Source organism: uncultured Aquimarina sp., from assembly GCF_947492965.1.
Taxonomy (GTDB): Bacteria; Bacteroidota; Bacteroidia; order Flavobacteriales; family Flavobacteriaceae; genus Aquimarina.
Window position 1 is genome coordinate 495,726 of sequence record NZ_CANLOZ010000004.1, and the last position, 22,481, is coordinate 518,206.

General features: G+C 34.5%; 12 protein-coding genes. All 12 read left to right on the plus strand.

The genetic code is table 11. The annotated features are described in order from the left end of the window. Nucleotides 1-2: 2 nt before the first annotated feature. The 12 genes from Q1B37_RS13340 (at nucleotide 3) to Q1B37_RS13395 (ending at nucleotide 22,479) form a co-directional block, all read left to right on the plus strand. Complete coding sequence (locus tag Q1B37_RS13340; RefSeq protein ID WP_299607140.1) at nucleotides 3-728, plus strand: LysM peptidoglycan-binding domain-containing protein; 726 nt, start codon at nucleotides 3-5, stop codon at nucleotides 726-728. A 2-nt stretch (nucleotides 729-730) separates the two neighbouring features. Beyond that, a complete protein-coding gene (gene vgrG / locus Q1B37_RS13345; protein ID WP_299899253.1) occupies nucleotides 731-2,476 on the plus strand; it encodes a type VI secretion system tip protein VgrG in 1,746 nt (581 codons plus the stop codon). A gap of 101 nt (nucleotides 2,477-2,577) precedes the next feature. Continuing rightward, on the plus strand, nucleotides 2,578-2,868 hold the full coding sequence (locus tag Q1B37_RS13350) for a PAAR domain-containing protein (RefSeq protein WP_299607142.1): 291 nt from the start codon (nucleotides 2,578-2,580) through the stop codon (nucleotides 2,866-2,868). 2 nt (nucleotides 2,869-2,870) lie between these two features. Continuing rightward, nucleotides 2,871-3,290: a GPW/gp25 family protein gene (locus tag Q1B37_RS13355; protein WP_299607144.1), complete on the plus strand. Its 420-nt coding sequence runs from the start codon at nucleotides 2,871-2,873 to the stop codon at nucleotides 3,288-3,290. Nucleotides 3,291-3,312: 22 nt separating this feature from the next. Further along, nucleotides 3,313-6,537: a baseplate J/gp47 family protein gene (locus Q1B37_RS13360; RefSeq protein WP_299899254.1), complete on the plus strand. Its 3,225-nt coding sequence runs from the start codon at nucleotides 3,313-3,315 to the stop codon at nucleotides 6,535-6,537. A 64-nt stretch (nucleotides 6,538-6,601) separates the two neighbouring features. Next, nucleotides 6,602-9,415, plus strand: coding sequence for a hypothetical protein (locus tag Q1B37_RS13365; RefSeq protein WP_299899255.1), 2,814 nt, complete (start codon nucleotides 6,602-6,604; stop codon nucleotides 9,413-9,415). 15 nt (nucleotides 9,416-9,430) lie between these two features. Next, on the plus strand, nucleotides 9,431-13,234 hold the full coding sequence (locus Q1B37_RS13370; protein ID WP_299899256.1) for a PKD domain-containing protein: 3,804 nt from the start codon (nucleotides 9,431-9,433) through the stop codon (nucleotides 13,232-13,234). A 3-nt stretch (nucleotides 13,235-13,237) separates the two neighbouring features. Then, the gene (locus tag Q1B37_RS13375; RefSeq protein ID WP_299899257.1) at nucleotides 13,238-14,887 is read left to right on the plus strand and encodes a contractile injection system tape measure protein; all 1,650 of its coding nucleotides are present in this window, start codon (nucleotides 13,238-13,240) and stop codon (nucleotides 14,885-14,887) included. A 147-nt stretch (nucleotides 14,888-15,034) separates the two neighbouring features. Continuing rightward, entirely contained in the window at nucleotides 15,035-16,771 is a 1,737-nt protein-coding gene (locus Q1B37_RS13380; RefSeq protein WP_299899258.1) for a DUF4157 domain-containing protein, read from the plus strand. A 30-nt stretch (nucleotides 16,772-16,801) separates the two neighbouring features. Beyond that, on the plus strand, nucleotides 16,802-17,479 hold the full coding sequence (locus Q1B37_RS13385; protein ID WP_299899259.1) for a hypothetical protein: 678 nt from the start codon (nucleotides 16,802-16,804) through the stop codon (nucleotides 17,477-17,479). Nucleotides 17,480-17,516: 37 nt separating this feature from the next. Continuing rightward, nucleotides 17,517-21,377 (plus strand): DUF4157 domain-containing protein, encoded by a 3,861-nt coding sequence (locus tag Q1B37_RS13390; protein ID WP_299899260.1) that lies wholly within the window; start codon nucleotides 17,517-17,519, stop codon nucleotides 21,375-21,377. 283 nt (nucleotides 21,378-21,660) lie between these two features. After that, nucleotides 21,661-22,479 carry a peptidoglycan-binding protein gene (locus Q1B37_RS13395; protein WP_299899261.1) on the plus strand — a complete coding sequence of 273 codons (819 nt, stop codon included), beginning with the start codon at nucleotides 21,661-21,663 and terminating at the stop codon, nucleotides 22,477-22,479. Nucleotides 22,480-22,481 lie beyond the last annotated feature (2 nt).

The window sequence follows — 22,481 nt, forward strand, 5'->3', positions numbered from 1 at the left end:
TCATGAGTACAGGAGAATTAACAAAACTTAGGGTAAAAGCGTATAGCGATCCTCAGTTTAACGATGAGGTAGCTGATGGAGAATTTACAACACTGATTAATCCAGAGAAGTATACGTTTAATTATAAGATCGAACAAAATGAAGATCAAGCGGCAGGTACCAGTGATCTTTCTCCAAGATTCAATAAAAAACTTCCAGAAGATCTAGAGTTAGAGTTTTTATTTGATAGAACAGGTGTCATTGTTCATTATGGTAATAACCCTAATGAAAGCTCTGGTAATACTGTTTTTAAGGACAATGGAGAAGGGGTTATTGATGATATTGAAAAGTTTAAAAAAGTAATCCTAGATTATAATGGCGAAGAACATGCTCCTAATTACGTAATGATATATTGGGGAACCCTTTTGTTTAAAGGGAAACTCACTGAAATGAGTATAGAGTTCAAGCTTTTTAAATCAGACGGAACTCCAATTCGAGCGGTTGCCAAAGCAAAATTTCAAGGATTTGTAGAAGACGACTTAAGAGTGGCAAGAGAAAATAATCAGTCTCCTGATCTAACGCATGTGCGCTTAGTAAAGGAAGGGGATACATTGCCACTGATGTCGCATCGTATTTATGGAGATTCTAGATATTATCTCGAAGTAGCGAAGGTAAATGAACTAACATCTTTTAGAAAACTGGAAGTAGGAACAGAACTCTTTTTTCCACCAATAGAAAAAATTTCATAATCATGGCGCAAGGAAGTGTAATACAAACCTCTAAAAGTGCGGATCTGATCACTCATAAACTTTTGGTGGGAGGAAATGAACTGTCTAAAAAATATCAGGTAAAGACGATTTCTATTGAAAAGGAAGTGAATAGAATCCCTACGGCTAAAATTATTTTGATCGACGGAGAACCTGCAAAACAGGATTTTGAACTAAGTAATGAGGAACTACTAATTCCAGGTGCAGAAATCGAAATTACTGCTGGGTATCATTCAGATGAAGAAACAGTTTTTAAAGGAATCATCATTAAACATAATATCAAAATAAGGGCAAATGGTTCTTATTTGATTGTAGAATGTAAAGACGAAGCGGTTAAGCTAACGATTGGTAGAAAAAGCAATTATTTCTATGACAATAAAGATAGTGATATTATCGAAGAAATTATTGGAGCATATGGTATTGATAAAGAGGTAGAAGCTACAAATTATGAGCATAAAGAATTGGTGCAATATCATACTTCTGACTGGGATTTTATCGTAAGCAGAGCACAAGCAAATGGCAAGTTGTGTTTTGTCGATGATGGCAGGCTAAGCATTAAAAAACCGGATTTTACTTCTGGAGAAATCGAAACGATAACTTTTGGAGCTACAATGCTCGATCTAGATGCAGAGATTGATGCCAGACATCAGATAGATAAGGTTACTTCGTATAGCTGGAATTATGCCGATCAGGAGGTTATAGAGATTGAGGCTGCAGATCCATCAGTTTCTCTTAATGGAAATTTAGAACCGTCAGATCTTTCATCAATAATAGGATTGGAAAATCTAGAATTGAGACATGGAGGATCACTTTCTACAACCGAAATGCAAGATTGGAGTGATGCAAAGTGGATGTTTCAGCAATTATCTAAGATAAGAGGAAGAGTCAAATTTCAAGGAATCCCATCGGTTAAGCCAGGTACTATTTTAAAACTTCAGGGAGTTGGTGATCGATTTAATGGCAACGTGTATGTTACAGGAATAAGTCATCATATTTCCGAAGGTAATTGGACCGTAGATGCGCAATTTGGAATAAACCCTAAATGGTTTTCTGAAACTTATGATATTAATCCATTACCCGCTTCTGGATTATTATCAGGAATCTGTGGACTCCAAATAGGAATTGTGAGTCAGTTAGAAGAAGATCCTGATGGAGAAAATAGAATATTAGTACAGTTACCCATTATAAATAATGAAGAACAAGGAATATGGTGTCGTGTTGCATCTTTAGATGCAGGAGAAAATAGAGGAGCATTCTTTCTTCCTGAAATCTCGGATGAGGTCATTGTAGGTTTTATCAATGATGATCCTAATGATGGAGTAGTATTAGGAATGCTTAATAGCAGTGCAAAACCTGCTCCTATAACTGCCAGTGATGATAATCATGAAAAAGGATTTATTACTAGAAGTGAAATGAAAGTACTTTTTGATGATGATAAAAAATCCATAAGTATTGAAACTCCGGCAGGTAAAAAAATAGTGCTAGACGAAGATGCGGGATCCATAGTAGTGGAGGATGATAATTCTAACATTATTACGGTCGATAGCTCTGGTATCGCGATTGAAAGTTCGAGCGATATCAATCTTACAGCTTCTGGAGATGTAAATATCGAAGGAACCAATGTAAATATTAAAGCCAACGCACAATTTAAAGCGGAAGGGTCGGCAGGAGTAGAAATGTCGTCGAGTGCTACCGCAACCTTAAAAGGTTCTTTAGTGCAGATAAATTAGAGAATTATTGAGTAGTGAGTATCCTTTAGCATAAATATTAAACTAACAGCCAATAGCTAATGACTAACAGCTAGCAGCTAACAACTATAAACAAAAAGACTATGCCACCAGCAGCAAGAATAACAGATATGCATGTATGTCCTATGGTAACCGGAGTAGTTCCCCATGTGGGAGGTCCAATACTTCCAGCAGGAGAACCAACAGTGCTCATTGGAGGTTTACCAGCTGCAAGAGTGGGAGATATGGCAACTTGTGTAGGCCCGCCAGATACAATCATTATGGGATCTGGAACCGTAATGATAGGAGGAATGCCAGCAGCAAGAATGGGCGATAGTACAGCTCATGGAGGAACCATAGTCATGGGATTGCCAACAGTAATAATAGGAGGATGATTATGGATACAAATACATCATTTTTAGGAACAGGATGGGGATTTCCACCAGAATTTGTAAAGGAAGGTAACGAGTCCGGAAAAGTAGCAATGCTTTCTGATGAAAGTGATATTAAAAGTAGTCTAGAAGTTTTACTATCTACCCGTTTAGGAGAACGCGTAATGGTTCCGAATTATGGATGCAATCTCGATGAACTTTTATTTAAACCTCTAAATCTCACATTAAAAACTTTTGTAAGAGAGTTGATAAAAAATGCCATTCTCTACTACGAACCAAGAATAGATGCAGAGAAGATACAGATTGATCAAACCAACGAATTGGATGGAGAATTATTAATCAATATCGATTACCGAATTAGAGCAACCAATGCTAGAAATAATTTGGTGTTTCCATTCTATAAACAAGAGGGTACTAATATTTAAGCAAAAATAAAAAGACAATACAATGAGCAGCAGTTGCGAACATAACGATCTATTATTGATGAGGAATGGTACTTCTCAAAGTCAACGTTGTATTGATGCATTAGATCCAGAAAGTATACAATTACACGATTTGAGTATCGATGATTGGATGCGATTTGCATATAGGTTCTCACAAAAAGTACAATATTTTGATACAGAAAGTAATACCATTTCAGGTGACTGGAGTAACTTTTTTGTAAAAGAAGAAGAAATAGCAAGTTTCGTAGAAAGACTTACAAAACTAGAAGAAGCTGAAATCTCAATTGAGAAAAGTATTCAACCACATCTCTCTTTATTTGCAGCTTTTTTGAAGCTCACAAGCTTTTCGCAAGAACGACTTAATAGTTTGTCTAAAAAACATCTTGATTTTTATTATAAAGAAGTTCTAAAATTAAGTAATAAGGCAGCTGTAGAAGATAAAGTGCACGTATTGTTTGAACTAGCTAAAAATGCAACTGAGGTTAAAATAGATAAAGACACTAAGTTAGATGGAGGAAAAGATGAAGATGGTATAAAGCGCGAATATTATACGCAAGAAGAAATTGTGGTCAATGAAGCATCCGTTTCTTCATTACGTAATGTATACTATGAAGAAGGAGTTGGTGTTAGAAATGCTTTGATTGCAAATTCATACGATGGATTAGGAGAAGATTTTCCAGATGATCAGATACGATGGTGGCCTTTTGGATATCCCACAGATACATTAGGACCAACACAAGATGCTGCAACTTATCCGAATCTTCCCTTTGCAAAAACTGGTTTTGGAGTCGCGTCTCCTGTTTTATTACTAAAAGAAGGAAAAAGGACAATAACGTTTACTATAAGTTTAGGTGCGTTTAGCACAATAGGAATAAATACTTCAGATATTCCAGAGGCACTAGCCGTTTTTTTTAGTGGAGAAAAAGAATGGATCGAAGGAGAAATTAGCACTGCCGAATCTACTATAACTTCTGGAGAACTAAAACTAGTGGTTATACTTAATGAAGGACTAGATCCTATTGTTGGGTATGACCAGGAAGTACTTTTGGAACCATATACAACTACAGATCCTGTAGCTAGATTTTTAATAAAAAATACTACCACGAATACAATTGGAAATACCTTTCAAAATATATTTTCTACTACTAAGGTAAATAGTATCTCCATTGATGTCTCTATAGATTCCATTCAGGATATAACCATTGAAAATGATTTAGGGATTTTGGATGCCTCCAAACCTTTTTATCCTTTTGGTTCACAACCCAAAAAAGGATCTAATTTTTTTATTGGTCTTCCCGAAGCATTAGATAAAAATTGGACAGAAATAAATATTGATTTCTCTTGGAAAGATAAACCCAATTTGGTCGAAAATTATATAGCTTACAGAACAGAGTTTATTGAAAGAATCAGTAAAGAAAGATACACATTAACATTAGATCCTGATGGTGTATTAGAGAATCCGAAAAACCTAAAACCCATCGTAGCTACTGAGGACTATTTCACTTCAAAAATACAAGTTTTAGAGAATGGAGTATGGGAATTAAAAGACCCATTTCATTTGCTTTTTAGCGAAGCAGATCCTGATAAAAGTACTATTGCCATTACCCGTACTGCAGAAGCGGGAAGTGAAAAAGGTGGTTTTTTGGATTTTCTTATGGAGCCACTCCCAAAGCTTCAAAAAGGAGGATTTCCATTTCAATCAAAGATACCTACCAAAGAAAAATTTTCAGCTTCCATAAAAAAAGGTTTTGTCAAACTTATTCTTAATCAATCATTTCTGCATGATCTGTTCCCTAAGATTTTTTCTGTGGCATTATCCAAAGAAAATGCTACTGACACATTAATACCAAATGCACCGTATACTCCACAGATAGAAACAATAAAAGTCGGATATGCCGCACAAGCAAGTACGACGGATGCAAATGTTCAGCTATTCCATGAACATCCTTTTGGTATATCGGAAGAAAGTGAAGATTTAAAAAAAGCATCTGTACTAGCTATTGCCAATCCAGAAATCAAATTATTACCAGCTTATAAAAAAGGATGCTTGTTTATAGGGATTGAAAATGCAAAAAACCTACAAAACGTGTCCCTATTGGTACAAACCTTAGAAGGTAGTGAAAACCCTGAAACGGCAAATGATTTTGCTGATGGAGAAAAACTAGCATGGTCCATATTATGTAACAATGAATGGCTTTCTTTAAATACAGATTACATAATATCTAACAATACGGATAATTTTCTAAAATCAGGAATAGTAAAGTTTTCGATTCCAAAAGAAGCTACAAAAGAAAATACAAAATTACCAACAGGATTATTCTGGGTTAAAGTAGAGAATCCAAGAGATTTTGATACCGTAAGTCAGCTTATAGATATTAAGGCGCAAGCTGTTTTAGCACAATTTCAGAATAACAATAATAATCTGAATCATTTACAATATGGTATTCCTGAAGGAATAATTTCTAAGTTAGTAGAACGGCTAGCAAATGTAAAAGGAGTTACCCAGAATTATGGTTCTTTTGATGGTAAACCACAAGAAACTGATAAAGATTTTTATCGCAGAATTAGTGAACGCCTTAGACATAAACAAAGAGCTATTACTATCTGGGATTACGAAAACCTGATATTACAAGAATTTCCAGACATCTATAAGGTTAATTGTTTAAATCATACCTCTTTAACTTCTTTTTTATCTCCTGGAGATGTAACCTTGGTGGTCATACCGAATATCATTAACCAAAATGTATATGATCCTTATAAACCAAGAATCAGTAAAGCAAAACGTAATGCTATTCAGGGATTTATAAATAATCTGAATACGCTCCATGTTGCGGCTCAGGTAATTAATCCAGTATACGAAGAAGTTAAGGTCAATTTAAAAGCTAAGTTTTACGAAGGTAAAGATGAGAGTTTTTATAGTATCCAATTACAAAAAGATATTACTAAGCTTTTGGCTCCTTGGGCTTTTGAGGAAACTTCGGTAATTGATTTTGGGATTACCTTACATCAAAGCATGGTAATTAATTATATCGAGAAGTTATCATATGTAGACTACATAACCGACTTTCAACTATTGCATGAAACAGGGATTGAAGCGTTTACCGGAAAAAAAATATTTAATCAAACAAAGAAAGTAGTACCATCAAGTGCAAAAGTGATTCTCACTTCTGTAGAATATACAAAGCACGTTGTAAGTGTAGTGAGTCCTTCAGAAGAATGTAAAGTATAAAGATGATGATTTTTAGAATACAGTAAAAGTAGGAGAAAGAATTAATTATTAAAAAGTAAAACTCGTGAAAGAAACGATATCCATACCCAAAAATGTAAGCACCAAAAATGATTTGGATTATGAATACTTGCGAGAAATTGGAGTAGACTATATAGAGAAAATCGGGAGTAAGCTATGGACAGATTATAATGTACATGATCCTGGGATTACTATTTTAGAAATGCTGTCGTATGCTATAACAGATTTGTCGCAACGTATCGAAATGCCTATAGAAAATCTTTTAGCATCTAAGGAGAATAATATGGCAAAAATGCACGAACAGTTCTTGTCTGCTATACACATTTTACCTACAAAATCAGTTACAGCTTTAGATTATCGCAATCTTTTTATTCATATTGATGGTGTAAAAAATGCATGGATAAAACAGCACGAAGAATTTATACACGTCAACTGTAAAGAACATCCGGCTCAATTATCCTATACTCCTTTTGATGAAAACCAAACTTTTCCAGCACCATTTAAATTAAAAGGTCTTAATGATGTAATTATTGATCTGGAAGAAGAAGTTGAAGATCCAACTACCATTATTTCTTTAGTAAAAGACATATATCATCAGAACAGAAATCTTTGCGAAGATGTAGTAGATGTTTCTATTGTAAAAGAACATCCTATTGCGATCTGTGCATATATAGATTTGGATCCAGGTGCTGATGAAGAATATATACTAGCACTCATTTATCAAGCCATAGACCTCTATTTTTCTCCAACCGTTAATTTTTATTCTTTACAGCAAATGTTTGATAAAGGATATACAACAGATCAAATTTTTGAAGGACCAATTCCCTTTTCAAGTGGCTGTGTCCCTTTAGAAAGTGATAAAGGTGGTTTTATTGATAGAGAAGAACTGATCAAAGCAGATCTTCGAAAGGATGTTCGATTATCTGATATCATTCAGCTCATCATGAATATCGAAGGGGTTCATGTAATTAAGGATATCTCAATTAGTAATTGTGGAGAAACTTTGGGGTTAGAAGGTACATGGAATATTTGTATTAAGGATTGGCATAAACCAGTACGATGCAATAAAAGTACTTTTAATTTCACCAAGGGACTATTACCAATAGGAATTAATAAAGAAAAAGTAGCGACCCACTTAGCTAAACTAAAAGCACAGGAAAAAGCCAAATATGAAGATGTTGAGATAGAAGATGTAGCAATGCCATTAGGGAAATACATGGCGCCAGAAAGTTACACAACTATTCAGAATGATTTTCCTGATGCCTATGGGATTTCTTCTTTTGGACTTCCAGGAAATGCTAAAAAACCAAGAAAGGCCAAAGCAAATCAATTAAAAGCATATTTGTTGTTCTTTGATCAGGTATTGGCCAATTATTTTCAGCATCTATCCAAAGTAAAAGATTTGTTATCAGTAGATGAACATCTGAAAAAACTATATGTGGATAATGTAATACTTACCGAGGCAGAAGAACTCAAGAATAGGCAAACCTATTATGCACAAAAAGTTGAAGATGTTACTGATATTAAAATGATAGTAGGGGATTATTCGAATTATGAATCTGATCTTCTGGAGATCATAAATGATCTGCACGAAGAAAAAACTGGAAAAGAAGTATTCTATGAACGAAGGAACCAGTTATTAGATCATTTGATTAGTCGATTTGCTGAACGATTTGGTGACTACGCTTTTATGATGAAATTAATTTATGGCGATAATGATATTGCCAATGATGAAATTTTGAGGGCAAAGCTTAGTTTTTTACAAAATTATAAAGAAATCAGTTGCGCAAGAGGACTGGGATTTAACTACTGTAATCCAGAATCTAGCTTAAACGATAATGGTATTTGGGATACGGTGAATGTTTCAGGTGTTCAACAAAGAATAGCAAAATTACTTGGAATTGTAGATCATAGTAGAAGAGATTTAGCTTCCGAATTTTTAGAAGTTTATGAAGAACTCGATGATGATGGTGTAACAGAATACAGATGGAGAATTAAGAATGAAAGTCAGGTGTTGCTTTCCTCCAGTAAGCATTATCATAGTTTAGAGGATGCTTTTAAAGAGCTTTTCTTAGCATATCACTATGCTAAAAATCCAGATAATTATGATTTTAAGTTAACCGAAGATGGTACTCAGACATATTTCAACCTAATTAATCCTGATATCAATGATCCAGAGAACGAAGATTGGATTATCGCAAGAAGAATAGCTTTTACAGACACTAAAGAAGAAGGAATAGCTGCGAGAGATGCTCTAATTGCATTAATAAAAGAGGTAACCGCAGATGAAGGAATATATATTATAGAACATATCTTGCTTAGACCAGATAAGAATAATTTAGATCAATTCGATGTTGAAGATCCTTCGGGATTAGAACCCGATGCCAGTCCAGAAAATTTTATGCCAGTATGTATTGATACAGATTGCAAGTCATGCAGCCCTTTCGATCCATACTCCTTTAGGGTTTCGATCATACTTCCAGGATGGACCAAGAGATTTGGGAATAAGGATTTTAGAAGATTTGCCGAGCAATTGATTAGAGAAGAGTTACCTGCTCATGTTTTAGCAAAAATATGTTGGATTGGACATCCCTTAGGATTAGTGCCAGATGAAGAAAATGATATGCTACATCTTCAAACCAAATACAAGAGCTTTTTAGAGCAATTACATTGCGAAACCACTATAGAAAGCAAATCAGATATCGAGAATTATAGAGCCACTTTGAATGAATTGATAAAAGCTATGAATAAGGCCAATACAATTTATCAAACAGGAAGATTACACGATTGTGATAATGATGATACAGAAGAAACAGGAAACAAAATAATATTAGGAAGAACCAATATTGGGAATCTTTAAAAAAGAAGAAAAATCATGGCAACAATACGATTAGAAGAAATTACAACACAATATCGATCTTTTGTTGATGATCAGGTATTGACAGCAGAACAATTAAATACTATAATAGAATATTTTGAAGATCAAAATCGACTTATTCGTATTTGTTTAAGTGGAGTCGGAATTGTCTGTGGTTTAGATGTTTTGTATGAAGAAAATAGTTCTATAATCATTTCGGATGGATGTGCAGTAACCACAGATGGAGATTTGGTAAAGTATCTTTCTAAGACATATACACATATCAAAGTTTTTGAGGATAGCGAAGCCAATTATAGCAAATTTGATACTATCAATACCATCCATGAACTGATTACCACAGAAGAATCAGAAACTACGGAATCCCTTGCCTTGAGTGAATTAGAAGATATAAACGATAAAGTAGTTGTGCTGTATCTAGAAAATTTTGCAAAAGAAGAAACGCCATGTACTTCTACCGATTGCGATACTCAAGGCCAAGAACAAGTTGCCAACATTAGAATCTTATTAGTATCTAAAAATGATGCAAAAACAATTAGTAATCAATCTAATGATCCAATCTTTAGCAAACATAGTACTACAAAGAAGTTTATAAATCTTCCAGAATTAGCGGTAAAACGTATTATCCTAACAAACCAATACATAGTAGACAATTCTGGTAATACTGTTATTTCTCAAAACTCTAATACAACAAATTATTACCGATTAAAGAAAAGCTATTACGATGTAATTAAAAGTACTTCTATCATAACAGATTTAAAAAAAGCCATTACTCGTCTATTTACGGATTTTAGAACTTTATTAGATACAGATTCTTTAGAAGTAAATAGCATCAAAGGTATTATTGATAATATAGATGGTTTATTTGATTTTAGTATAAATGATATTCCTATAGATATTCAATATAGATATGACCTTTTAAAAGATTTGATAAGTACCTATACAGAAATTAAATGTTTATTATTCGATTTAAGATGGGTTTGTTGTCCGAATAGAAACGCATTTCCGAAGCATCTTTTATTAGGTGAATTAGTTCCTGAAGAAAGTTATCTCGAATGTAGGCATAGTTTTTATCCTTCATCAATTATTACCGATGGTAAAGAAAAATGGTTAGAAATACGAAACCTAATTCTGCGTATGCACTATATGTTAGAAGAGTATCGAATTACACCATCTGCTTTTACTGCAATAAAAGTGACACCATCAAGAGACTATGATGAAGATTTAAGCAAAAGATCAATACCTTATTATTTCAGTACTTCTAAAAACCTTATTCAGAATTGGAATTATACAAAAACCAAGAAGTTTCAGGAGGATCAGAATTTAGGATATCGGAGTTCGAATCTATCCAGTAATGATACTATTCAAAACCCTTTAGATTATAATATTGACACAAACGATTTCTATAGAATTGAAGGTCATTTGGGAAAGGACTATCGTACTGCAATAAAAGATCTGGATACTATAAAAACCGAAAAGGGGTTAGCGTTTGATATAAAAGTGTTAAGTATTGACGAGGCCTTAGAAAGTTTGGATTTATCGGATTATAAATGTCAATTCGAAGATCTTAATGCAGTATTAAAAGCCTGGAGAGCAGAACAAAATTGTTTGAATGCAAGTGTAGCTAGATTTTTCTCAGGTTTTAGTTTACAAGATAAAGGAAAACACAAATATTACAGAGTAAATAGTTTTGAAACCAATAATACTGGACTTGTAGCTGAAGAGCGTTCTTTTTTAGCTCCGATCGCTCTTGATACTAGTAGAACTGCTTCTATAAACATATTGGCTCTGGAGACTAATTTTGCAAATATAGGAGGTTTTGAAACAGTATATAATGTAGATACAGTAGTAGAAGAAAATATTATCAAAGAAGAAGATGTTTTAGGAAAATTTATAGATAAAGCATTTAAAGAAAAACCAGAAGGCTCTGCAGAGGATATTATCGCAGTAATTAAAAAAGATATAGCGGAGGATCCTGTTATTTCTGCGTGGGAAACAGAAATAAAAGAAGTAGCAATAGATCAGCCAGCAGAGATATTAGCACATACAAAAGTAGCTACTCGATATATTCCTAACAGTGTAGAGGAAATGGAACCGCAGCGAATTAATGATTACAAGATCACGATTGAGAGTCTATGCGAAAAAGTAGAAGCCTATAAAAAGCGAACTACAGGATTATTATACTCGCAAGCATCAAACTATCAAAGAACAGGTTTTGAACAGCAATATGCATTGTTGTTAAATCAATTGTCGATTAATTGTTGTGCAGCAGAGAAAATAGAAATACTACTAGATGAAATTCAAAAGCGCAAAGAAGAAGTTCTTTCCCAAAAACTATTGTCAAAATTTGTAGAAAAAAATTCTGGATTAGAGCATAAAGCAGGTGTAAGACCAGGAGGAACTTTTGTAATGGTATACAGAGGGAGAACCAAAACACAAGGATTATCAATAGCCAATAATGCGTTTTTATCATTAGCACCTGTGACAAATGCAGTTACACCACTTAGTTTTTCTGCTATAAATAATCCTATCACGTTAAACCCGCTTACGAATATAAATACCAATAGTTTAGCACTAAATCCAATACTTCCAGAACTAAGTGTAGCTAATCTCACAGGACTAAACGACCTTTTTTCCGTTCCAATTTCTAATGTTACAGAAAATACAGTGGTAGCAGATTTTTCATTACCGTATATGTGTTGTTCTGATTGTGCTCCAACAGCATTTATTATTCCTAAACAACCTGTTTCACTTCGATTACCTGTGGATCATATTTGTCTACATAATGAAACTGCTCCAATTCCTTTCGAAGTAGTTCCAGTAGATGGAATTGTGGCTGCAAGCGTTGATGAAAGCCAAAATGGAGGAGTTGTACAGATAGATGGTCGATTCTTCTTTGATGCTAGTCAAGTGACAGAAGAATTGTTAGGTAATGAAATAGCGTTTACAGTAAATGATCAAATTACAGATGCTAAAATCACAGTTTTTAAAAGACCAGAGTTTGATTTTGAAAATTCTGAACCACGTTATTCTAATGATAATACGATAGCCTCAGTAAACTTTACTGTGCAAGGAGTTAACCTTCCTACGGGTGTTACTTATTTCTGGGATTTTGGAGACAATACATTGCCGGATAACCGAACAGATGAAAACCCAAGGCATGAGTTTAAACTTCCTGTAAATGATGATAATTTAGTAACTGTTACTTTAACAATTACTAATGGAAAATGTAGTCATGATGTTTCTCATGATATTCAGTTTGAAGTAGAAGTAATCGATACAGATTGTGTAATTGATGCAAAAGGAACTATCCAAAAAGGATTTGAAGAATTACCACAGTTTAGTGATTTATCCGAAGAAATAAGAGTCAACATTTTTGAGCCTACATCGACACTTTACAAAACTGTAGTAGAGGATATGGATGCATTTATTGCAGGTAAGTTCAATGATCAACTAGGGAACGGTTTTGGCCCTCTAATTACGACAACCGCAGAAGCAATTTTAAAAAGAATTCAAGAACAAGATAGTTTCGAATTTAACGCTTTAACCAACATTTTCAGACTACAAATACAATTGTTCTATGCTATTTTATGCTGTCAGTCCAATGATCAAATCGAAGAATTCAGAGGAGAATTAGAAGAGGTATTGGCATCTATTACAAGGGCATTAGAAGAGTTTAGAAATAATCAAATGATTGTGGATACTGATGGAAGATTAAAAGAATTTTTAGAAATCACATTCGAAAAAGTATCGGACAAACCTCTTTTAGAAGAGAGAATCAAAGAACAATTAGAACTTTTATAAGTAATGGGTAATAGCAAGCATATCATAAATAAAGTACTCTTTGAGGTAAATACGGCCGATACTAAAACGGCATATTACCTCAAAGATCATCTAGATGTGTTTTTAAAAGATAGTTTATTGCCTACGATTACCTCTTATTTTAATAGTGTACAAACATTTGGGGATCAAATCTTACGATTCGATACACTTAGACTAGATATTGATTGTACTAATGTAAAAGATCAAGTACAACTCCAGTTGGATGTCGTCAAGGCATTTCAAAAGAAATTGGGGAATATGGATGATAAAGCGTTTTTAAATACAAAAGATGCTCCATTCTTACGAACTACCAAAGAGAAAAGTGATGTAGATGCATTTTTCCATTTTTTAAAAACAGGAAGAAATCCTTGGTGGGATTCAGAAAAGAAATTAGAAGATCCATTATTGATAAATACAATTATATCCAGGAAGAATTTTAAGAAGGAACTTTTAGAAAAGATAGGAAATTCAAATGTTCGAAAAAGATTGATATATCAATTTTCGGATGAGGTTTTGATTAGTATTTTCAGTAGTAGGAAAAATAATATTTCTTTTCCGAAAGCACTAACAAACCAAAATAAGCGAGAACAATTCTGGGATTCAATCATAAGGTTTCAGAGGCATAAAAATAAAGAAATACTTCATGAAGAGTTTAATAAATTAGATCACTTTGGTACAAAAAATACTATTCAAAAAGAGGTTTCTCAATTTTTCAAAGAACACTTAAGATTAAAAGATTTTACAAAAAAGGATCTACTTCCTGAAGAAATCAAACTATCAGAACTGCAAAGCATAATTGAGAAAGTATGTACTAAACAAATCAAATTAGCACTAGAAGCAAATAAGGTATTTAAACTTTCACCTAAGAACATTGAAAAGCACATTGATGATAAATTCAAAAAGAATATAAACAACAAGGTGCTAAAGAAATTAATCGTCGAAATTACGAAGGAATTATCAACCTTTGTGAAAGAAAAACAAGCTGGTTCACGAAAAGCAATACAATCTTTTGTCGAAGAATTATTAGATGAACAACTAGCCGTCGAGGTAGATAATAATTTACAAAATATTGATATCGCCGAAGATCAAATATTTCAGTATACAGAAGAAGAAATAGATGAAATAGAAGATCTTGCTATTTACATACATAATGCAGGTTTGGTCTTGCTTCATCCTTATCTGAACATCTTGTTTGGTGCTTTGGGACTTTTAGATAAAGAAGGAGCAATAATTCCAGAAAAAGTAGAATTGGCAATCCATTTATTGCACTATCTGGCTACCAAAGAAGAAGAACCGATGGAAACAGACTTAACATTAGAAAAGTTCCTATGTGGTTACCCATTAGATAAACCAATTCGGAAGCATATAAAGCTCTCAAAAAGTTTTAAAGAAGAAAGTGAAAAATTACTGAATTCAGTTATCCAAAATTGGCAGGTGCTAAAGAACACTTCTGCAGATGGGTTGAGAGAAAACTTTATTAAAAGGGATGGTAAGTTGCTATTAGATCAAGAGTCTGGTAAACATCGAATCATTATTGAGCGTAAAACTCAAGACCTACTATTAGAAAAACTTCCATGGAATCTAAATATGATTAAACTACCATGGTTCGATCAACTGATTTTTGTGGAATGGTGAAAAAGGGAATGTAAGATTTAAATAATATAAATGTCACACTGAGCTTGTCGAAGTGAATTTAATAGCAAAAAGAACTAAAGGTCGAACGATTTTATAAGTTTTCGAATAGAATACACAATTAGATATAAAATAATAAATAGATACGGCATGAGATTACAGCGAAAGAAAAAACCAGGAGTTCAGCATCAGGGATCACAAGCTTTTATTCAGCCAAAACTAACGGTAGGACAGCCAGGTGATAAGTACGAAGTAGAAGCAGATAAAATGGCAGATCAGGTAGTAAATAAACCTTCTTCCAAAACAGAAGGGGCTATTCAGAAAATGGGCTCTGAAGAAGAAGTGCAGCAAAAACCTTTAGCCAGTACAATAACTCCTTTGGTTCAGACAAGTATGTTTAAAGATAGAAATGAAGGAACCGTTCAGAAGATGGAAGAGGAAGAAGCAGTGCAACAAAAAGAGGAGGAGGAATCTGTTCAGAAGATGGAAGAAGAGGAAACCGTACAGTCCAAATGTGATGATTGTGAAAGTGAAGAAAGTGTACAAAAGATGGAAGAGGAAGAATCCGTACAAGCGAAGTCAAATCCGAATGCTGTTTCTTCAGGTGTAAAGACCAACGCTTCGATAGAATCAAGATTGAAATCTAGTAAAGGCAGAGGAAATAAAATGTCTGGAGATACCAAAAATGAAATGGAAGCAGGTTTTGGTGCGGATTTTAGTAATGTAACTATTCATACAGATACAAATGCAGTTCAGCTCAGTCAGGAATTGGGAGCACAAGCATTTACGCATGGGAATGATGTGTATTTTAATAAAGGTAAATACAATCCCGATTCTAAAGCAGGAAAGCACTTATTAGCGCATGAATTAACACATACGGTTCAGCAAAGTGGGATGGTCAATAAGAAAATTCAAAAGAAGCATAAATTACAGAATGATCCTAAAGATGCACCATCAGGAATGGGGTGTGGTGTTCCTAATGATAGTGCGTTTGGAATGCAAATGAGTATTAATCATGGTGTCGGAAGCAGTAATTTAACAGAATCAGATAAAGCGATGTTATCAAACCTGGCAATGAATTGGCACGCTTCTGGAGGTAAAGATATTATTCGAATTGATGGTTTTGCTAGTATCGATGGGAAACCAACATTTAATTGGGGACTTTCCTGCGATAGAGCAGAAAAGGTTGCAGAAGAGTTGATGAATCCGTCAGATGGATCCCAAGGAATTCCAATGGTAAATATCAAAACTTTTGCCAATGGTGAGACCAATCAATTTTCAAAATCTCTCAGTCCTAACAGAAGAGCAGTAGTCACGATTCCAAGTACTGTTCCACCACCAACTCCAAAGAAAAAGAAACCTAAACAAAAGACTTTAACGCTGAATGTGGTTCATGTAAAAGGTAGTAGTGGAAACGTTTCAAGCGCTATTAATTATGCAAATAATGAGGTCTATCATCAAGCCAATATTAAAGTAAAGAAAGGAAAAGAAATTAGTTTACCAACTTTTATATCAAAACTGATTATTGGTAATGATTTGGTTTTAGATGAATATCCCAACCCTACGAGTCCTACCAATGAAGAAAAAGCATTGTTGCCTTTAAATCAAAAATCTGGAGAAATCACCTTGTTTTTTGTGAAAGAATTGAGTGCAGGTAGTTTAGGAGAAGCTTTTTGGCCAGCCACAGGAACAGGACTTTTAGGAGTAGTAGTTAGTAATGTAGGAACAAATAATACTGTATCTCATGAAATGGGACATGTACTGCTAAACAGAGGAACACATGTCGTTCCGGATAATACATATTTAATGCATTCTACAGCTTCAAATCCCAAAAAACTTACTCCAGAGGAAATTAAAACCATGAGATCAAGCTCTTTCGTAAAGTAACTTTTTTAATAATAATTGAAACTAACCATCATGAAAGCATTATTAAATGATTTATATCTCTATGAACTGGTACTGTTGCTACTAGGTGTCTTTTTGTTTCTAATTCTCAGTTCTGGATTGGTGTATTATATTATTAAGAAGGAAGAGATTAAAAAACTACTATTGTTTTTTCCAATTCCTATTTTAATGATAGGATATCCAAGTGTAAAAGAAATAACGATCTCATCAGATAAAATTGCATTTTCGAAGTATCAGGAAGAATACATTAATAATCCTGAAGATACTATTGCAAAACAAAACTTAGAAAAGCTCACTGAAAAACTCGAAGAGCGAGCTCATTCTCCAGAAGATATTATAGAGATTAGCAAAGCAAAATTGTTGTTAGGGAACAGCAAAGAAGCTGTGCAATATGCTAATAAAGCTATTAAAATAGAGAAAGAGAGAAAGGAGAGAACCGATTCAGAAAGTACGTCAATAACTAAAGATCCATCGGTCAATGCTTCAGTTAATTCTTCTCAAAAATCAAAAATTACTGCTCAGGCAAAGCAGTTAAAACAGTTAGCACGAATTCAGAATATGAAAAGCAATGATATAGATACCAATACTTTAAATGCTAAGATAAATGAGTTAAAAGTTGATAAAGAACTAGTAGGAACCAAAGAAATCATAAAAAGAAAAGCTTTGGGGAATTTAAAGGTCAAAAGCTAAAACACCGATATAACAGTAGATATCTGTATAGAGTAACATGTTTACAACGGCAACTAGAAATACTACCAGCGCTAAATCTAGCAATACTTCTCTTTTCCAAAAGGATAAGGCGAATAATGCTTTTATTCAACCAAAGTTGAATATTGGTAAGCCTGGTGATAAGTATGAAATAGAAGCAGATAGAGTTGCTGATACAGTTGTTGCTAAAGGGAATGATCAAAGTAGTTCTTTTTTTAGTCCAGTTCCGCAAGTACAAAAACAACAAGAAGAGGATGTTCAAAAACAAGAACTGACTAATAATGATTTTCAACAGAAACCTTTAGGGGATACCATAACTCATTTGGTTCAACGACAATCAGAAGAAGAAATCCAAAGCAGAGAACTGCCAGAAAATCAGATACAGCCGAAAGTAGAAAGTACCAGTGCCGTAACAGAACTTCAGAAACAGGAAGAGGAGATTCAGGAAAAAGAGGAGGAAGAAGAAGATGTACAATTGGTACAGCTGAAATCCCAAGCTGCATCAGTAACAGATAGCTCAATAGAATCTCGATTACATAGCTCCAAAGGAAGTGGGGCACCATTGCCAAAAGATACCAAGACCCAAATGGAGTCAGGTTTTGGTAGAGATTTCAGTAATGTACGAGTGCATACTGATTCGAATGCAAAACAAATGAGTCAGGATTTGGGAGCGCAAGCTTTTACACATGGTAATGATATTTATTTCAATGAAGGTAAATTTGATACTTCTTCCAATTCTGGAAAGCATTTACTTGCGCACGAATTGACGCATACGGTACAACAAGGAGCATCTACGGTTAGAAAAAAAACAGTAGAAGTAACATCTGCTCCCAAAATGGTTCAAGGATCATTCTTAGATTGGATACCAGATTGGATACTTGATAATGCACGCAACCTACCTGGTTATTTGTTGTTTACGGTAATTATACAATACGACCCTTTACGAGGAGAGCGAGTAGAACCCACTCCGACAAACCTATTAAGAGGTTTAATAGGTTTAGTACCATTTGGAGTAGCAATTTTCGATAAACTACAGGAGTATTCAATTCTTCAGAGAGTTTTTGATTGGGTGACAGGAAAGTTAAGTGAATTAAACCTCACTACACGAGCACTTTTAGATCTGGTAGAGGAAACTTGGGAGAATAATTCTGCAACTTCATTTATTGGTGCATTACGAGAAGAATTTAATGATCTAGTGGATAGGGTCACCACATTTGCTAGTTCGCTAGTCGATCAAATTATTGATTGGATTAAAGAAGCTTTGATTGATGTGGCTGAACCTATTTTAGCAGAAAACCAAGCTTGGTCTCTGATAAAAAAGATTATTCATTATGATCCATTACGAGATGAAGAGGTAACCGCAACTACTGTAGAAATTTTAGAAGACTTTCTAATGCTCATTGGTAAGGAAACGGAGCTAGAGCAAATGCGAGAGCGAGGCACCTTACAAGAAACTGCCGATTGGTTAGATACGCAGGTAGGAACTTTTATGTCTTTGTTAGGAGAGTTAAGAGGATTGATCAATGCTGCTTGGGAGGCTATTCGTCCTGCAAACCTGACAGAGATTTCGGCAAACCTTACTGCTTTATCAGGAAGAGTTACAGGATTCTTGGAAAAAGTATGGGCATTCGCATCTACAGTAGCAATCGAAGTATTAAAGCTTATTAAGAAAGCATTGTTGAGTTGGCTTTCTTCTGTAGCCAATGAAACCAGAGGATTCTCATTGGTAAAAGTTATTATTGGGAAGGATCCTTTTACTGATGAACATGTTCCTAGAACAGTTCCAAACCTTATCCGTGGTTTTATGAGTTTGATGGAAGGAGGCGAGGCACAGTACGCTCAGATGGAAGAAACAGGAGCTATTGCAAGAATTGTCGGAGAAATCCAAGCAGCAGTAGATACCCTAAACATGACTCCACAATATATCGTTCAACTATTTACGGATCTTTGGAATTCTTTTACAATCGATGATCTGTTAAATCCTATAGATGCGTTTGTTAGGATTATAGAACGATTCGGAGAACCTATAGGTAGATTGATTGCCTTTGTGGCAGAGATCGTCCGAATTGTAATCGTAGGGATTTTGGAAATCATGAATTTCCCGTTCGATTTAATTGGAAATATCATTACCAGATCTTTACAAGCTATCGAAGATATTAAAAGAGACCCAATTGGATTCCTTAAGAATATATTGCGAGCGATTAAAGAAGGATTCGTAAAATTCTTTGATAACATCGTTACTCATTTGATCAATGGAGTAATGGGATGGTTAATGCGAGAATTAAGAGATGCTGGAATACCGGAATTGACAGATTTTTCATTACAAGGTGTCATTAGTTGGGTATTGGAGGTTTTAGGACTTTCTATGGAACGTATTTGGGAAAAACTAGCTGAACATCCACGTATCGGACCAGAACGTGTAGCCCGAATACGTGGAGCGATTAATACACTGGAAGGAATTTGGACCTTTATTAAAGATGTACAAGAACGCGGAATCGCAGCAATTTGGGATAAGATTCAGGAACAGTTGAGTAATCTGTGGAACGTAGTAATTGATGCCGTGAAAAACTTTGTGATGACCAGAATCATCACTCAGGTCACTACCAGATTATTAAGTATGCTGGATCCAACAGGAATTATGGCAGTGGTAAACGGAGCTATTGCATTTTTTAACGCAGTGCAAAGTTTTATTCAGTATTTAAGAGAAATGCTAGAGGTGATCAATTCTTTTGTCAATGGAGTGGCAGATATCGCACGAGGAAATGTAGCTACAGCTGCAGATTATTTGGAGCGTACTATGGGACAGTCCATGCCTGTAGTAATAGGATTTTTGGCAAATCAAGTTGGTTTGGGAGGTATAGGAGCTAGAATAGCAGAAATCATAGGGTCGGTTAGAGCATTGATTGATCAAGCGTTAACCTGGCTGGTAAACAAAGCGGTTGATACAGGCATGGCCTTGTTGGATAGGGTGATGGGAAGACAAGGAGATGATGATTTAGCTTTGGTTAAACAAAATTTGCATCAAGAAGAAAGAGCTTATTTAACTAATGGTGCAATAAACAACGAAGAAGCGCAAACAGTTGCTCAAAATGTAGCTAATAGGAATAGTAACTTAGTGAGTTCAATTGAGGTTATAGATGGTCAGGATACTTGGGATTATAATATAATTCAGAGAACAGAAGAAGAAGGACCTAGAAAAGAAGAAATTGTAATAGAAGAAGATGTTATATTGGAGGTCATATATGAAGGTGGAAGGATTCGACTAAATTTTATAGATCAAGAAACAACAGCTGTTATATCGCCTGAAGTTAGTGATAGAAGGTTATTACAAGTATTACAAGAACTGGAAATGGAAGATTATCAAGCAGGATTGTTTTACAATGAGTTAAGATCCCGAAATATTATCAATACGGATAGTTTTAGACAATTACTTATTGCACATGCGAGACCATCTTCTGCTGGACAGGATCCTGTTACATTTTTAACAAATAAACTTACGATGAATGAATCTACTGCAGCAGCATGGAGCAGTCCCCAAAGCAATACGATGAGAAACAGAGGTGTTAATTTAGGCACTGATCAGGATGGAAACCAAAGAGAAACTCTTTCAAGATTTGCGCAAATTTTTTATGAAAAAGAGGTAGGAGATTGGCAAAGTAGACCTTTGGAACGCGATCATGGACCGGGTGAGCCTCGAATTTTGGAATATATTTATCAAAAACAAGGTAATCCTCAAGTAATTTCTTTAGGTGTTGTGGAGCTTAATGATAATGGAGAAATCGTACAAATTATTGAAGTTAATTCTAATAATATCCGTGGAGGTAGAAGTGGATTGATTCAATTATTAGAAAGAAAAGGTTGGAGAATGAATCTAAGTTAATTGCTTTTGGATTAATAACACAGAATAATTACATATAAATCAATTGCTTTAAAAGCCAAAGTGTATGCAAGAGCAATAAGTGTTCTAGGCAATGATAAATGTTCTGACAAAGAGTAACAACTTGTAGATAAAGGTTCTGGCATAAAGAGCACAGGCAAAAAACCCTTTAAAGATTAGTTTTTAACCCTATTTAAAATCAGTTAATTAAGAGTAAATTTAGAATCTAAATTACCAAGCCAAATCTGAATGTTTAAATCTCAATTATTCACTAAAGTGTGTTACAATGAAAAAAACAGCATATCAAAAAGAATTGGTTATTAAAACAACTCAGAAAAGAAGAGGAGTTGACAATAGTAGGAAAGAAGTAAGAAAGATTCAATCTTGGTTAACGCTGTTTTCTATTCCTAATCCAGGAAGTGGAACCGCTACAGAAATCGATGGAGATTTTGGCCCAGCAACAGAAAGAGCAGTGAAGAATTTCCAGAGATTCCATAATCTCGAAACTACTGGAATTGTAGACCAAGAATTGTTTAGCAAGTTGTGTTTTGGGTTAAAAGAAGCTTTTGAAAAACCATTACTAAGCACGAACCTACGAGATTTAATGGTAGAAGTTGCAGAAAACCATCTACATCAACATCCTTTTGAGTTAACGATTAATGGAGAATCTAATAGTGGTCCTTGGGTACGTAGTTATATGGATGGAAATGATGGTTCCTTATGGTTTTGGTGTATGGGATTTGCACAGGCAATTTTGGATCAGGCTGCAAGCGCTTTGGGCAAAAACTTTAAAACCTTAATGCCATTAACATACAGTTGCGATACTGTGGGAAATACAGGATTGGAAAAAGACTTGTTATCCAGATATCAAAGGGTTCGACAGGATCCAATGATTATAAAGCCAGGAGATATTTTCTTAATTCAGAAATCGAGATTGGATTGGACGCATACTGGAGTGATCATTAATGTAGATAATGATGTAATTGAAACCATAGAAGGGAATACAAATCATCAAGGTTCTAGGAATGGCGTTGCAGTAATGAAAAGAACAAGAAGCTTTAGAAGATCCAAAATAGATGTGTTTTCAATAGAACCTTTAGTGTAAAA

Excerpts from the sequence above, each read along its gene's own strand:
- Q1B37_RS13340 (WP_299607140.1), top strand. The coding sequence starts at position 3 with ATGAGTACAGGAGAATTAACAAAACTTAGGGTAAAAGCGTATAGCGAT.
- Q1B37_RS13350 (WP_299607142.1), top strand. The coding sequence starts at position 2,578 with ATGCCACCAGCAGCAAGAATAACAGATATGCATGTATGTCCTATGGTA.
- Q1B37_RS13370 (WP_299899256.1), top strand. The coding sequence starts at position 9,431 with ATGGCAACAATACGATTAGAAGAAATTACAACACAATATCGATCTTTT.
- Q1B37_RS13380 (WP_299899258.1), top strand. The coding sequence starts at position 15,035 with ATGAGATTACAGCGAAAGAAAAAACCAGGAGTTCAGCATCAGGGATCA.
- Q1B37_RS13355 (WP_299607144.1), top strand. The coding sequence starts at position 2,871 with ATGGATACAAATACATCATTTTTAGGAACAGGATGGGGATTTCCACCA.
- Q1B37_RS13395 (WP_299899261.1), top strand. The coding sequence starts at position 21,661 with ATGAAAAAAACAGCATATCAAAAAGAATTGGTTATTAAAACAACTCAG.
- Q1B37_RS13375 (WP_299899257.1), top strand. The coding sequence starts at position 13,238 with ATGGGTAATAGCAAGCATATCATAAATAAAGTACTCTTTGAGGTAAAT.
- vgrG (WP_299899253.1), top strand. The coding sequence starts at position 731 with ATGGCGCAAGGAAGTGTAATACAAACCTCTAAAAGTGCGGATCTGATC.
- Q1B37_RS13390 (WP_299899260.1), top strand. The coding sequence starts at position 17,517 with ATGTTTACAACGGCAACTAGAAATACTACCAGCGCTAAATCTAGCAAT.
- Q1B37_RS13385 (WP_299899259.1), top strand. The coding sequence starts at position 16,802 with ATGAAAGCATTATTAAATGATTTATATCTCTATGAACTGGTACTGTTG.
- Q1B37_RS13360 (WP_299899254.1), top strand. The coding sequence starts at position 3,313 with ATGAGCAGCAGTTGCGAACATAACGATCTATTATTGATGAGGAATGGT.